The organism is Bacillus sp. JZ105 (assembly GCF_053903125.1).
On sequence record NZ_CP096387.1, the window covers coordinates 1,731,198 to 1,745,555 of the forward strand.

The window sequence follows — 14,358 nt, forward strand, 5'->3', positions numbered from 1 at the left end:
GTTTAACGTGACAAAAATTTATGATGCAGCCAACTGGTCAAAACACGAAGACGATTTTACACAAATGTTTTACAACCAAAATGTGAAGCAGTTCTGGCTTCCAGAAGAGATTTCCTTAAACGGAGATCTCTTAACATGGAAATATTTAGGTGAAAAAGAGCGGGATACGTACATGAAGGTACTTGCTGGACTGACTTTGCTTGATACAGAACAAGGAAATACAGGGATGCCGATTGTTGCTGAACATGTGGACGGCCATCAGCGTAAAGCTGTACTCAACTTTATGGCAATGATGGAAAATGCGGTGCATGCGAAATCATACTCAAATATCTTCATGACACTCGCACCAACTGAAACGATCAGTGAAGTGTTTGAATGGGTCAAGAAGAATAAATTCCTGCAAAAGAAAGCAGATATGATTGTCAGTTTATACCGTTCGATTCAAAAGGACGATCCTATTTCTCTCTTTAAAGCAATGGTTGCTTCTGTTTATTTAGAAAGCTTCCTATTTTATAGTGGTTTTTACTACCCGCTTTATTTCTATGGACAAGGAAAGCTCATGCAAAGTGGTGAAATCATCAACTTAATTTTGCGTGATGAAGCGATTCACGGTGTGTACGTTGGATTATTAGCACAAGAAATTTACAACAAACAAACACCTGACGTGCAAAAAGAGCTGTATGATTTCTCTATTGACCTTTTAAACGAGCTTTATGAAAATGAACTTCATTACACTGAAGATATTTATGACCAAGTCAATTTATCGCATGATGTGAAAAAGTTCATTCGTTACAATGCCAATAAAGCGTTAATGAACCTTGGATTTGCCCCTTACTTTGAAGAAGAAGAGATCAATCCTATTGTATTGAATGGACTCAATACAAAAACAAAGTCGCATGACTTCTTCTCAATGAAAGGGAACGGCTACAAAAAAGCAACAGTTGAGCCGTTAAAAGATGACGACTTCTTCTTTGGAGATGAATCATAAGGAAAGCGTAAAAGTCAAAACGCATCACTCGTTTTGGCTTTTTGCCATTTCTAACAATGTGTTACATACTGGAGGTTACCGAACATGGGAAAAATGGACGAAATCATTTTAGTTGCACCGCGTACGCGGGTGTTCCAAAACGAATCACTTGCGTTTAATGGTGTGAATAGTGAAGAGAAAACAATCAGCACCATTATGAAAGAAATCGAAGAGCACTTCGAGCAAATGCGAAGAGGCGATGCAGAAGAAAATCCTGACTTCAAGCAGCCGATTCCTTATGTCGTGATTAAGCGTGAGGACGAAGTGTATGTATACGAAAGACTTCAAGGCGGAGGAGAGACTCGCTTACATCATAAGTTATCTCTTGGCTTTGGGGGGCATATGAATTTCATCGAAGGAAAAAACTTTGCTGAGATTCTAAAAGAAAATACAGATCGTGAGCTGGACGAAGAACTTTCAATTCAAGAAGAAGACAAACTTGAAATGAAAACCCTTGGGTTAATCAATGACGATGACAACAGTGTCGGCCGTGTGCACATCGGACTGTTATCAGCGCTTGAGCTATCTCCGGGTGCTCATGTGGAAGTAAAAGAAACAGATCAAATCTCAGGAAAATGGATGAAAGCAGCCGATTTGAAAAAGCCTGAATACTTCGATCGTCTTGAAACATGGTCTCAATTTGTCGTTAACATCTTAGCGTAAATGAATACACAACAAACCGGCTCAGCAGAAGACTTGAGCCGGTTTTTTTCGTTACAACAGCTTCAGCTTATTGGAAAACGAATGCGTCGTGACCGGCCTGCTTCAATCTTGCGACGAGATCATCTGCATTTTGCTTTGTACGGAAAGCCCCGGCTTGCACTCGGAACATGCCGCCGTCTAATACAACAAACGCGTCAAAGCCTTTGGATTTAAGTGTAGCTGCTAATTCATCTGCATTGGCTTTCACTTTGAAAGCTCCTGCCTGCACTTTATAAAGATTACTTGCTTTTTTTTTCAATTGAAAGGCTTCTTCTAGACCAGTCGCATGAGCGCGAGCGATGCCTTGAAGGAAGGTTGCGTTGCGGAGCTTATTAGCATCAGCTGCCGTATCGATGAAACCATTCTCTGTTAAAATAGCGGGCATAGAAGTTTCTCGAAGAACGTGGAAGTTCGCCGTTTTCTTGCCGCGGTTAGCGAAATCAACCGAGCGGACAATTTCATCATGAAGGGCATTGCGATACGTGGTAGTCGGTGCTGAAACGCCTGGATACACATAGCTTTCAAACCCTGTGCCCCCGCCAGCATTAATATGAATAGACACGAAATAGTCTGCCCCCCAGCTGTTTGCCGCATTCGTACGCTGGGACAAAGTGACGGATTGGTCAGTTGAACGACTTAAGCGGACGGAAACCCCATCATATTCACTAATCAAAATGTCTCTCAATAAAAGCGCGATTTGAAGTGTTATATTTTTCTCCAAAAGTCCATTAGCACTAGCTCCAGAATCTGTTCCTCCGTGGCCAGGATCAATAAAAATTTTCACCATCTATTCATCACCTCGTCTTTATTTTATGAGAAAATAGAAGAATTGCCTGTACAAAATGCGGAAATCATTGAGACTCTTTTCTGCATCATTTGTGATCAAAAAGCTACATTTTTCTAAGAAAAAGCAAATTGTTGGTTTGTCCGCCCAAACGGGATGAATACAATGGAAATAGCACATCATTTCCTGGGAAACCGCAGAAATCCCTACAATATTCGGTTTCTCGGGTCATTTTGACAGCAAACTTGGGCTTAAGCGGGCGATTGTCACGATTACAGCTCCACCCGAATAGAATAAAGAGAGAAGAGCGAGAGGTGAATACGTTGGAGCGAGCTGTCACATATAAAAACAACGGCCAAATCAATATTATACTTAACGGACAAAAGCAAGTATTGGTTGATGCAGACTCAGAAGCAGAATACCTAGAAGCCTTGCAGAAAAATGAGGCAAAACACAGCATCTTACGGGAAATAGAGCGTGAAATGAACAGCCTTGTCGGTATGGATGAAATGAAACGAAACATAAAAGAGATTTATGCTTGGATTTTTGTTAATCAAAAACGGCAGGAACAAGGGTTAAAGGTAGGAAAACAAGCGCTTCATATGATGTTCAAAGGAAACCCAGGCACAGGAAAAACCACAGTTGCAAGACTTGTCGGGAAGCTTTTCTTTGAAATGAATGTGCTCTCAAAGGGTCACTTAATTGAAGCAGAACGCGGTGATCTTGTTGGAGAGTACATTGGTCATACAGCGCAAAAAACAAGGGACTTAATTAAAAAATCACTAGGTGGTATTTTGTTCATTGACGAGGCCTATTCTCTTGCACGCGGAGGAGAAAAGGATTTTGGAAAAGAGGCGATTGATACCCTTGTAAAACATATGGAGGACAAACAGCACGAATTCATTCTCATTCTTGCAGGCTACTCCAAGGAAATGGATCATTTTCTTTCTTTAAACCCCGGTCTGCAATCAAGATTTCCAATCAACATCAGCTTTCCTGATTATACAGTCGATCAGCTCATGGATATTGCAAAACGAATGATGGCAGACAGAGAATATGTATTTACACAAGAAGCCGAATGGAAGCTGCGGGATTATTTAATGCACATTAAAAGTACCACAAGCCCGGCAAAATTCAGCAACGGCCGGTTTGTGCGAAACACCATTGAAAAAGCCATACGAACCCAGGCGATGAGACTGCTTCTTGTGGATCATTATGATAAAAAAGATCTGCTGACCATTAAAAGTCACGATCTTCAAATGAAAGAGGATACGCCTTCTTGAAATGGCGTATCCTTTTTATAAAGAGTCACTAAAATAAACCATCCGAATAGTGGTATACGTGTGATGTGTTTGGTATGATGGTACTACTGAAAACTTAAGTACAGAAAGGAAACAACTAACGTTGAATGAACATGAAATGACTGAAAAAGCGATCCTTGTCGGCTGCCAATTGCCGCATGTAACGGATGAACGCTTTCAATACTCAATGGAAGAATTAGCTTCCTTAACCAAAACAGCTGGCGGTGAAGCTGTCAGTGTGATGACGCAGAAGAGAAATAGACAAGACAGTGCAACGTATATCGGTAAAGGGAAAGTAGAAGAACTTGAAGTGCTTTGCGAGGAACTCGAATGTGATGTCATTATTTTTAATGACGAGCTTTCTCCAAGCCAGCTAAAAGCTTTGGCGTCTGCTTTAGATGTAAAAATTATTGATCGTACGCAATTGATTTTAGATATCTTTGCAAAAAGAGCCCGTACAAGAGAGGGGAAGCTGCAAATAGAGCTTGCCCAGCTTCAGTATGCCTTGCCGAGACTAAGTGGACAAGGGATCAGCCTTTCAAGACAAGGGGGCGGAATTGGCGCAAGAGGTCCAGGTGAAACAAAACTTGAAACAGACAGACGTCATATTCGAAACCGCATTCATGAAATTAACGGGCAGTTATCTGCAGTCAAAGAACACCGAACAAGATACCGGGAGCGCCGAAAGAAAAATGGTGTGTTCCAAATTGCCATTGTCGGGTATACGAATGCCGGAAAATCAACTTTGTTTAACCAATTAACAGAAGCGGATAGTCATGAAGAGGACCTGCTGTTTGCGACACTTGATCCAATGACACGTAAGATGACATTAGAATCTGGCTACAGTGTGCTGATTTCAGATACAGTTGGCTTTATCCAAGACCTTCCAACTACACTGATTGCCGCATTTCGTTCCACCCTTGAAGAAGTGAAGGAAGCCGATTATCTGCTTCATGTCATCGACTCTTCTAATGAGGATTATGAAGGACATGAACGAACGGTTCATGAGCTTTTAGAAGAATTAGAAGCGGACCGAATTCCGATGCTGACTGTTTATAACAAGGAAGATCAAATTAGACCAGATTTCATCCCATCTTCAAAACATCGCCACATCTTAATCAGTGCTAAGCGCAAGGAAGATGTAAAAAGGTTAAAAGCGGATATTATGGCAGAGCTGAAAAAAGCCTTTTTAAAGCCATATCATGTAAAGATTCCAGCGCATGAAGGCAAGCTCATTTCCGCATTAAAATCAGAAACGCTTGTGGAATCACTAAAATTTCAAAAAGAAGCAGAGATATATGACATCACCGGATATAGTGGTGAGGATCAGACCATTTTAGGTCAAATCAAGAAGTATATGTTGGAAAGGAATTAAATCAAGATGTTTCACACATTAAAACACGGCAGTATTTTAGAAAAAGCAGCAGCAGAAACAGAACAAGAGATTTTACACGTGCATCAGCAAATTGATCAAAAGAGCGAACAAAATGAGTGGCGGGTGCTTGAAAGCTATCGAAAGCACAAAGTCAGTGACTCTCACTTTAATCCGACGACTGGATATGGCTACGATGATATGGGGAGAGACACATTAGAAAAGATTTATGCGGAGGTCTTCGGAGGAGAAAGCGGCCTCGTGCGTCCGCAAATTATTTCCGGTACACACGCAATTTCCATTGCCTTATTTGGTGTGCTGAGACCTGGCGATGAATTGATCTATATGACGGGAAAACCATACGATACGCTAGAAGAAATTGTCGGGATTCGCGGGAAAGAAGGGACAGGCTCATTAAAAGACTTCCAGATTGACTACAAAGCCATTGATTTACGACAAGATGGATCCGTCGATTATGAGAAAGTAAAAGAGTCGATTTCCTCTAAAACAAAAGTCATCGGCATTCAGCGTTCAAAAGGCTATGCGTCAAGACCATCCTTTACTATAGAAGAAATTGAGCAAATGATTTCATTTGTGAAAGAGATTAATGAAGAAATCATTGTGTTTGTAGATAACTGTTATGGTGAATTTACTGAATTAAAAGAGCCATGTCATGTCGGAGCTGACCTCATGGCCGGTTCACTCATTAAAAACCCAGGCGGAGGCCTTGCCAAAACAGGCGGCTACATCGTTGGAAAAGAAAAATGGGTAGAAGCTTGCTCTTATCGAATGACATCTCCAGGCATCGGCAGTGAAGCGGGTGCATCGCTGTATGCCCTTCAGGAAATGTATCAAGGCTTTTTCTTGGCGCCGCATGTTGTAGCTCAAAGCTTAAAAGGCGCAGTGTTTACGGCTCGTTTTCTTGAGAAGCTCGGATTCCAAACAAACCCGGCGTGGAATGCGAAAAGAACGGATTTGATTCAATCAGTCGAATTTGGGGATCCTAAAAAAATGATTGCGTTCTGTCAGGCAATCCAGTATGCATCTCCGATTAATAGTCACGTCACACCACATGCAAGCTATATGCCAGGCTACGAAGACGATGTCATTATGGCAGCGGGCACCTTTGTACAAGGAGCTAGTATCGAATTATCAGCCGATGGTCCGATCAGACCGCCTTATACTGCCTATGTTCAAGGCGGACTCACGTATGCCCATGTGAAAAATGCGATTTGCAGTGCTGTCGATGCCTTATTGGAACAAGGTTTTATTGAAGTACCTGCTCAATAAAAAAATCCATGTTAATATTCCTAACATCTTGTTGACACATAATATAACATGACATATAATAAATTTAAGCAAAGAGGAGGAGACAGTTGAGATGAGTGATAACATTCGCCGCTCAATGCCTTTATTCCCAATTGGGATTGTCATGCAGCTAACAGAATTATCTGCAAGACAAATTCGCTATTATGAGGAAAATGGTTTAGTATTTCCAGCAAGAAGTGATGGAAACCGCCGATTATTTTCTTTTCATGATGTTGATAAATTACTAGAAATTAAAAACCTCATCGAACAAGGTGTAAACATGGCAGGAATCAAAAAACTTTTTGCCAAAGCTGAAGCAGAAAATCCATCGTCTAATACAAAGACGGAGGAAAAAGCTGCAGCTAAGCACAACTTGACAGATGATGAACTCAGGAAGCTACTGAAGAAGGAACTCATTCAGGCTGGACGTTTCCAACAAGGAACGACCTTTAGGCAGGGGGATATGTCAAGGTTCTTCCGTTAACCAATTAGCAAAAGCATTGCTATACACATTTTACCTTTTGTAGGGGAGGAGTTTTACGAAATGGCAAAGTACACAAGAGAAGATATCGTAAAATTAGTAAATGAGGAAAACGTAAAGTACATCCGTCTGCAATTTACAGACATTCTCGGAACGATTAAAAATGTTGAGATTCCTGTGAGCCAGTTAGAAAAAGCTCTCGATAACAAATGTATGTTTGACGGTTCATCTATTGAAGGATTCGTACGTATCGAAGAATCAGATATGTACCTATACCCAGATCTAAACACATTTGTTATTTTCCCTTGGACAGCAGAAAAAGGTAAAGTTGCACGCTTTATTTGTGACATTTATAAGCCAGATGGGACACCATTTGATGGAGACCCGCGTAACAACTTAAAGCGTATCTTAAAGGAAATGGAAGAACTAGGATTTAGTGATTTCAACCTTGGACCTGAGCCAGAATTCTTCTTATTTAAATTAGATGAAAAAGGCGAACCAACACTTGAACTAAATGATAAAGGCGGATACTTTGACCTTGCACCAACTGATCTAGGTGAAAACTGCCGCCGTGATATCGTACTTGAGCTTGAAGAAATGGGCTTTGAAATTGAAGCATCTCACCACGAAGTAGCACCAGGGCAGCACGAAATTGATTTCAAATATGCAGGCGCGATCCGTTCTTGTGATGACATTCAAACATTCAAACTCGTTGTCAAAACCATTGCGAGAAAGCATGGTCTTCATGCGACATTCATGCCAAAACCATTGTTCGGTGTAAACGGATCTGGTATGCACTGTAACCTATCATTATTCAAAAATGGTAAAAACGCATTCTTTGATGAAAAAGCAGATTTACAATTAAGCGAGACTGCTAGACACTTTATCGCTGGTATCGTCAAGCACGCAACAAGCTTTACAGCGGTCACAAACCCAACTGTAAACTCTTACAAGCGTCTTGTACCTGGCTATGAAGCACCTTGCTATGTGGCATGGAGTGCACAAAACCGCAGCCCATTGATCCGTATCCCGGCATCACGCGGCATCAGCACACGCGTAGAAGTGCGCAGCGTAGACCCATCTGCAAACCCATACCTTGCACTAAGCGTATTACTTGCAGCAGGTCTAGACGGAATCAAAAACAAACTAGAAGCACCAGCACCAATCGACAGAAACATCTATGTCATGGACAAAGAAGAGCGCCTTGAAAACGGCATCTCTGACCTTCCTGCAACACTTGCAGAAGCACTCGAGCTGCTGAAATCAAACGAAGTCATGATCAACGCACTAGGCGATCACCTATTCGAGCACTTCATCGAATCAAAAGAAATCGAATGGGATATGTTTAGAACCCAAGTACACCCATGGGAACGCGATCAGTATATGTCTCAGTATTAATAAAGAAAACCCCTTGGAGCCATTGGCTTCAGGGGGTTTTTGTTTTGGGATGTTTTTAATATTTCAAAATGAAGCAGGCACCACCCACAATTCACCAACAAAAAAAGTGTCTTTGAAATTTCAACAATGTGGTGTTGGCTGAAACCCCAATGTACGGTAAAACCAAGATCACTACACGAGATGGCCAGTTCACAAATTTAAATTATACAAGTTCTCACAGAATAGATATTTAGCAGATAGAGCTTCCTAATTACTTGAAAAAATCTAAAAAATGCCGATTCAATAAAGAAGAATATTGAAAAGGTGTGTATTTATGGACTATTTTGGATTTCTTAAAACGATGGGGATACCAGGTAATTTGGCTCCTGCAACTATACTTTTTATTATCATTTTCAAATTAATAAGACCTATTAATTTATTATCATCAAGTATCTTTGAACAAAAGTTGTTAACTAAAGATATGGTTATACTATTATTAAGTATTAAATATCTTGGACAGACTTTATGGTGGGTATTGATTAATTTGTCTATACTTTATATTTTTGATGTACCGTCCTGGACAGGGGATCCAGATTTATCTCCCATGATAGGATCAATTTTTTTTGCAATTGGTGCTCCAACTTTTTTTTAAATTTATGCTATTAATAGTGAATTCCCTTCAAAACTTAATCGGTTAAGAGTAAGAATATTATTAGTAATACTTTTCATGATTTGTTTATTATGCTATTATTTTCCGTTGAATGGAACAGTTGTAACAAATGTATTTGTAGTAAATCCAATTGGAAAATTAGCAATTATAATAGGGTGTACGACCGTTTTATGTCTCCCTATACCAGCTTTAATGAAGCAAATTTCAAAATTTTTATATTGGACAAAAGAAAAATATATACTCGTTTCTGACATTGATTTAGCTAATGAACAAAATAATCTTGAAAGTGATTTAAATAAAAAATCTTGGTATGTACTACACGCTATAAACAAAGAATTAATTTTATTAGGAAATAACCCTAAGCCAAAGTTATGTACATAAACAAAAATTATCAAGTTAGAAGACTTGTGCAATATAAAAATGTCGATTGAAGAGGTCGATCAAGATTCTACAAACGAGGAATTTACGAACGATAGTACTACAAACAATAATTCAATTATATAATTAAAGAGCCTGCTTATAAGATTTTTTAGAGGGAGGGTATAAATTTGTTAACCAACCAATTATACCTTATTCCTGAGGTCAATGAAAAGCAGGTACGTAAGACATTAATAAATGAATTGAAGCTTTATAAATCATTAAAAGTTAAACAAGAGAACTTGAATGAGCAAAAAGCAAATGGCATCTTAGCTTTATTTCCAAAATTAAAAGATCAAAATGTTTGTTCGGAGCTGAAGGTGCGGCAAATAGAAAGAGCACTAGAGTAGTTTGGATGAAATTGAACAAGACATTATTCGCATGAAGTACCTTACTTCACGAATCGTCAAAGATCTTGAGGTATGCGAAGAGCTAGGATTAAAGAAAGATCGATATTACAAATTGAAAAAGCAAGCTACGTTTAAACTTTCGACAGCACTTGGAATCATCTGAGTGCTGTTTTTGTATCTTTATTCCTATTTAATGACTAGTTTTGTGTTGGTAAAATTGACCTTGTCAATGAATAGGAAGGAGTGAACTCTGCTGGGGAAGATACTTGATGCTAAAGGACTAACCAGTGCCATGGACGCAAGGGCGAAACATTATCAGGAACTCCGCGAACAAATGGTTGATTTAAAAAAGGCACTTCAAGGCGTGGCAAACCTGGGTGATGATTTCACTGGGAAAGGTGCGGATAACATAAAAAGTTTCTACAAAGAGCTCGCCGGAAATGTAGACATGTTTATCAGCTTCATCGATAAGCAGAAAGCCTTTCATGAAGGTGTTTCTGGGACACTTGATGATACAAACTTTGGCGGTGACACCTTTGTAGAAGAACACTTTTTAGACAACGCTGTACATATGGGAGTCAAGAATGCCAAAAGCATTGTGAAGGATCAAAAAAAGGCACTCAAAACGATTTTCGAAGATATTGATGACCTCATATCTCTAGAGGTATTTGATAGTAAAACCTTTGATGAAAAGATTGCAGATGCGGAAGACGAACGAAAAAAGACGGTTAAAGATTTAATAGAGCTTGATCAAAATCTAAAAGATGAATATGCTTTGTCAGAGACTGAGGAGAAGGCTACAATGGCATTGTATGCAGAAATGATCAATGCTACGAATGACGGGAAATCCATTTCACCTATGAATTTTGATAAAAAAGCATTTCAAGATAGTGAAATCTATAAGGCAAAAAGCGATATTGAGAAGCAAACTGCTGAATATCTCAAAATCAAAAAAGAACAAGAAGAAGCCCGTGAGATCGCAAAGGAACAAGAGGCCCTCGCCAACCGTTCTTGGTATGAAAAAGCGCTCGATTATGGTGGAAACATCGTAAATGAACTGACTGGCGTGAACGATGCAAAACGTGCCGCTACAGGTGTTGACCCGATCACAGGTGAAGAACTAACGTCAGGCCAGCGTGTCGCCGCAGGCGGCATGGCGGCAGCCGGCTACATCCCAATTGTCGGTTGGGCAGGGCGCATTTTTAAAGGCGGAAAAGCGATATATAAAACTTCTAAAGCCACATCAGCTGCAGTAAGAGCGATCGATATTTACAAGACATCACAAAAATCCTTTGACGCATTAAAAACATCTCAAAAAGGCTTATATGGACTCACCGCAACTAACGGCTTCAGCGAAGCGATTACAGGCCGAGACATGTTTGGAAATAAGATCTCAAAAGAACAGCAGGAAGCGAGTATGAATGCGGCGCTGGGGATGCTTTTACCGTTTGGAACAAAAGGATTTCATGGTAAGATGGGGGTTAAGGATACTGGGAAAACTCTGCTTCCTAACGAAGGGAAAGTTGGAACGTATAAAGAACTAATTAAGCAAGGAACAGCTTTTGATAATATTACTCCTCATCACATGCCGGCCGATGCAAAAATGAAACAGTCGGGTATAAAAAGGAACAATGGTATCAGTATGAATATGGAACAACCACATCCTGGTACTGGTGGTAGACACCGTGAGACATATACATATGGTTTATCCGGGCAAAAACTGAAGGATTATCTAGAACTCAATTATCGCGATGCATTAGCTCATGATATTTGGGATGCCCGGAAAATATATATAAAAGATGGTTTATACAATTCTGAGATAAGACAAGGTTTAAAAACCGTAATGAATAAAAATAGAGAACAGTATCCTGATTTGTTCATTAAGTAAATATGGAAGGGTTGAATTCCTTTGAATCTTAAGCAGGAATTAAAAAGCTTATACGATAATCGACTTTTAGAAAACGAAAATAATATAAAAGAGTTTGAAGAGTCTTTGGCAAAAGTACTTGATTATGGAAGTGTTTCGGTTATCCCGGATTTATGTTTAGTTTTTGATGACGATACTGAACAATTTGAAGTTATGTTTGGTTTAGTTCATGGAATAGAAAGGTTATATAAAAATAATACAGAAGAAGGGCTCAGTTACATTGCTAAGGCGATTCCCCAGATTCTTAACCAAGCTTCAGAATGGATTGAAATTCTACATTATAGGATTCTAAACCATCCTGAAGTGAGATTAGTTTATCGCAATGTACTATCAAAACAAGATCCATTCATAGTAGATAATATTAAAGAACTATTAATTGAAATAAAGAATGAAGACCCTGATATGTTTAGTAAATCTGTAGATGAAGTAATAAATAATATCTAGAAAATATTTTAAACCTTGATTGGCCCTTGGCTTTCAAGGTTTTTTTGTGTTTGTTTTTTTGGGCTTTAAGCCGAGAAAACCCCGACAAAAAGGGGGATAAAAAGGGGACCTTTTTTCCTGCGTGGATCATCGTATGATAGAGACAAGCAAAACGAACGTGAATATTTTGTCCAGAAGGAAGAACCTGCGGACGCTGATCATTGAGCACTCTAAGTGCCTTGATTGGTGTCCGCTTTTTTTATTGGGAGACGCGCCTTTCCCTTATCAATGGCGTATCTGGATACGGAACAAAGGTGTTGAGGAATGTGGCCATACGAGAGGGACATTCTGAGCCTGGATAGCAGCTGGTCTGCGGCGGCCGTATCGAGGACAGTTTTTCATTTTATTTGATGATTGACTGTACTTGGCATCCTCTCGGAGTGTAGTCATCATTCAAAAATCTATTAAAGCGAATAGCGTAAGGTGGTGCTTATTCGGCAAGGAGAGTATGAACATGAAGATCAGAGATTCTTTATCAGTAGAAACAACGAAGCAATTTAAAAGCATTACTCCTGGTTCTAATAGAAAGAAGGAGAACGATGCTGATCTCATTACTAATAGGGATTGGGAAGAAATCATGGGAACGAGACGCGAAACATACCAACGACAAGGCGGCCGTATTCGGAGAAAACGATAAATTATTGGGAACAGTCGTCTTTTGGGTGTATGGCTGCAGGTGCTTTGGTGAGGGATAGGAGCGCAAAAACAAAAAAGGAGATGATGAACATGGCATCAAAATTTGGTGTATCTGCTAATCCAAAAAAAGCGAATCATACTTTAGGAAAGGACAAGGTTGTGGTTGTTGCGATTCAGAATCACAATGATTACATTTGTGGGCCAAACCTTATTCCACAGAGCAAGGTTAATGGTAAGTGGGAGACGATTAAAACCAATTCCCCGAACCCGCTTAACCCAGATGAAAAACTTTATGACCAATTTGACATCAAAGAGTCATTTGGTAACAAGAAAGGTACGTATCGATTCAAGGTTGATGTAGAGCGATACGACAAACATGGCAACCATGTTGAAACTGTCGGTACATTCTACACTTCGGAATTTTACATCAAGTAAGCAGCTGATGCCGCCTCCAGAGCGGCATCATTTGTTTTTATAGGAGGAAACAGCGATGAATATCAAAACAATCCCCGTACATAAAATTAACCCTGCACTATATAATCCCCGCATCGATCTGCTGCCAGGAGATCCTGAGTACGATGCTCTTAAAAATTCCATGAAGAAATTTGGATACGTTGATCCGTTAGTTTGGAACGAAAGAACAGGCCATCTTGTTGGAGGCCATCAACGTTTGTCCTTTGTATCACTTAATAAATAAGGTGAAATTTCAATAAGGTTTATAGAAAAACAATTAAGTTCTCCCAAGATTATCTACCGATTCTGTACTTTTTAGATACTCCTTGCTATATCTTCTATAAGGAATAAAATTCTTATGTAATCTCTTCCACTGGAGATTAGGGTTTAAGGACGCTACACCCTCGAATGAGGATTCCTGCAGTAATGATGAAAAAATAACAGAAAAGATTAACAGAATGTGGTTTTATGTAGATTGATTAACTTTTATTTACAGATTAATATCCTTTTGATTAGATAAAATAATTTGTGACTAGTCAAAATACTTTATGAGGTGAAATTATTAATGGATGCAAAAGATATTACTGATAAATTATCGATTAAGTTTCAAGGGCTTGCTTTTGACGATCATGAGGATGAAGTAGTCAGGAGAGGATAAGATGTAAAGGGAATGAGCGGTGGATAGATGGGACTATTCAGGCAGTGGAGTTCCCCCATGGTGAAAAGTTTGAAGACGGAAGGTATTCGACTACAGTACGATTAAAATATGCTGCAAATTATCGAAGAAAGATATTTCACGGTTATGGCTGTGAGTATGATACCGAAAATTTGAATTGCAGTGGGGAGTATGAATTGGATTTGTTTTTATCTATATTTGGGAGAGGAATTACTGATAAGAAGTTATTGTCTTCGGATCCTTCAGAAGCGCATGATTCAACAAGAATGTGTAAAGAAGGTCTAGAAGCGGCAGTAATCAATGCACTGAATAATATTGATTAGCTGCAGAAGTCGACTTATAAAGTCGACTTTTTACATAAAAAGAGGGTGCTTATAACAACCTTTCTTTCAAC

15 protein-coding genes and 1 pseudogene are annotated in these 14,358 nt (G+C 39.4%); 15 read left to right on the forward strand and 1 reads right to left on the reverse strand.

The annotated features are described in order from the left end of the window. Positions 1–7 precede the first annotated feature (7 nt). Complete coding sequence (gene nrdF / locus M1D81_RS08755; RefSeq protein ID WP_024424085.1) at positions 8–988, forward strand: class 1b ribonucleoside-diphosphate reductase subunit beta; 981 nt, start codon at positions 8–10, stop codon at positions 986–988. 84 nt (positions 989–1,072) lie between these two features. Beyond that, complete coding sequence (locus tag M1D81_RS08760; RefSeq protein ID WP_456265039.1) at positions 1,073–1,690, forward strand: hypothetical protein; 618 nt, start codon at positions 1,073–1,075, stop codon at positions 1,688–1,690. 67 nt (positions 1,691–1,757) lie between these two features. Here the strand turns inward: M1D81_RS08760 and M1D81_RS08765 are convergent, their stop codons facing one another. Then, on the reverse strand, positions 1,758–2,516 hold the full coding sequence (locus M1D81_RS08765) for an N-acetylmuramoyl-L-alanine amidase (RefSeq protein ID WP_024427042.1): 759 nt from the start codon (positions 2,514–2,516) through the stop codon (positions 1,758–1,760). 320 nt (positions 2,517–2,836) lie between these two features. Here M1D81_RS08765 and spoVK point away from each other — a divergent pair, with 320 nt between their 5' ends. The 13 genes and pseudogenes from spoVK to M1D81_RS08830 all read left to right on the forward strand — a co-directional run bounded on the left by spoVK (position 2,837) and on the right by M1D81_RS08830 (position 13,532). After that, entirely contained in the window at positions 2,837–3,796 is a 960-nt protein-coding gene (gene spoVK / locus M1D81_RS08770) for a stage V sporulation protein K (protein WP_024424083.1), read from the forward strand. 121 nt (positions 3,797–3,917) lie between these two features. Next, the gene (gene hflX, locus M1D81_RS08775) at positions 3,918–5,189 is read left to right on the forward strand and encodes a GTPase HflX (RefSeq protein ID WP_456265038.1); all 1,272 of its coding nucleotides are present in this window, start codon (positions 3,918–3,920) and stop codon (positions 5,187–5,189) included. 6 nt (positions 5,190–5,195) lie between these two features. Then, the gene (locus M1D81_RS08780; protein ID WP_456265037.1) at positions 5,196–6,476 is read left to right on the forward strand and encodes a methionine gamma-lyase family protein; all 1,281 of its coding nucleotides are present in this window, start codon (positions 5,196–5,198) and stop codon (positions 6,474–6,476) included. Between the two features lie 91 nt (positions 6,477–6,567). Further along, positions 6,568–6,978: a MerR family transcriptional regulator gene (locus M1D81_RS08785; RefSeq protein ID WP_456265036.1), complete on the forward strand. Its 411-nt coding sequence runs from the start codon at positions 6,568–6,570 to the stop codon at positions 6,976–6,978. A 60-nt stretch (positions 6,979–7,038) separates the two neighbouring features. Next, positions 7,039–8,373, forward strand: coding sequence for a type I glutamate--ammonia ligase (gene glnA / locus M1D81_RS08790; protein WP_024427046.1), 1,335 nt, complete (start codon positions 7,039–7,041; stop codon positions 8,371–8,373). A gap of 313 nt (positions 8,374–8,686) precedes the next feature. Continuing rightward, on the forward strand, positions 8,687–9,004 hold the full coding sequence (locus tag M1D81_RS08795) for a hypothetical protein (protein WP_456265035.1): 318 nt from the start codon (positions 8,687–8,689) through the stop codon (positions 9,002–9,004). A 105-nt stretch (positions 9,005–9,109) separates the two neighbouring features. Beyond that, positions 9,110–9,403, forward strand: a complete 294-nt coding sequence (locus M1D81_RS08800) for a hypothetical protein (protein ID WP_456265034.1) — start codon at positions 9,110–9,112, stop codon at positions 9,401–9,403. Positions 9,404–9,570: 167 nt separating this feature from the next. Then, positions 9,571–9,952, forward strand: a pseudogene (locus M1D81_RS08805) (ArpU family phage packaging/lysis transcriptional regulator). A gap of 129 nt (positions 9,953–10,081) precedes the next feature. After that, complete coding sequence (locus M1D81_RS08810; protein ID WP_456265033.1) at positions 10,082–11,677, forward strand: ribonuclease YeeF family protein; 1,596 nt, start codon at positions 10,082–10,084, stop codon at positions 11,675–11,677. A gap of 21 nt (positions 11,678–11,698) precedes the next feature. Continuing rightward, positions 11,699–12,160, forward strand: a complete 462-nt coding sequence (locus M1D81_RS08815; RefSeq protein WP_087976851.1) for an Imm30 family immunity protein — start codon at positions 11,699–11,701, stop codon at positions 12,158–12,160. A gap of 493 nt (positions 12,161–12,653) precedes the next feature. Further along, positions 12,654–12,836: a hypothetical protein gene (locus tag M1D81_RS08820; protein WP_456265032.1), complete on the forward strand. Its 183-nt coding sequence runs from the start codon at positions 12,654–12,656 to the stop codon at positions 12,834–12,836. Positions 12,837–12,925: 89 nt separating this feature from the next. Further along, entirely contained in the window at positions 12,926–13,270 is a 345-nt protein-coding gene (locus tag M1D81_RS08825; protein WP_135031713.1) for a structural protein, read from the forward strand. 55 nt (positions 13,271–13,325) lie between these two features. Beyond that, positions 13,326–13,532, forward strand: coding sequence for a ParB N-terminal domain-containing protein (locus M1D81_RS08830; protein WP_235183636.1), 207 nt, complete (start codon positions 13,326–13,328; stop codon positions 13,530–13,532). Positions 13,533–14,358: the final 826 nt, after the last annotated feature.

Coding starts and splice junctions, on each gene's coding strand:
- M1D81_RS08760 (WP_456265039.1), top strand. CDS start 1,073: ATGGGAAAAATGGACGAAATCATTTTAGTTGCACCGCGTACGCGGGTG.
- M1D81_RS08765 (WP_024427042.1), bottom strand. CDS start 2,516: ATGGTGAAAATTTTTATTGATCCTGGCCACGGAGGAACAGATTCTGGA.
- M1D81_RS08780 (WP_456265037.1), top strand. CDS start 5,196: ATGTTTCACACATTAAAACACGGCAGTATTTTAGAAAAAGCAGCAGCA.
- M1D81_RS08785 (WP_456265036.1), top strand. CDS start 6,568: ATGAGTGATAACATTCGCCGCTCAATGCCTTTATTCCCAATTGGGATT.
- glnA (WP_024427046.1), top strand. CDS start 7,039: ATGGCAAAGTACACAAGAGAAGATATCGTAAAATTAGTAAATGAGGAA.
- M1D81_RS08795 (WP_456265035.1), top strand. CDS start 8,687: ATGGACTATTTTGGATTTCTTAAAACGATGGGGATACCAGGTAATTTG.
- M1D81_RS08810 (WP_456265033.1), top strand. CDS start 10,082: ATGGACGCAAGGGCGAAACATTATCAGGAACTCCGCGAACAAATGGTT.
- M1D81_RS08820 (WP_456265032.1), top strand. CDS start 12,654: ATGAAGATCAGAGATTCTTTATCAGTAGAAACAACGAAGCAATTTAAA.
- M1D81_RS08825 (WP_135031713.1), top strand. CDS start 12,926: ATGGCATCAAAATTTGGTGTATCTGCTAATCCAAAAAAAGCGAATCAT.
- M1D81_RS08830 (WP_235183636.1), top strand. CDS start 13,326: ATGAATATCAAAACAATCCCCGTACATAAAATTAACCCTGCACTATAT.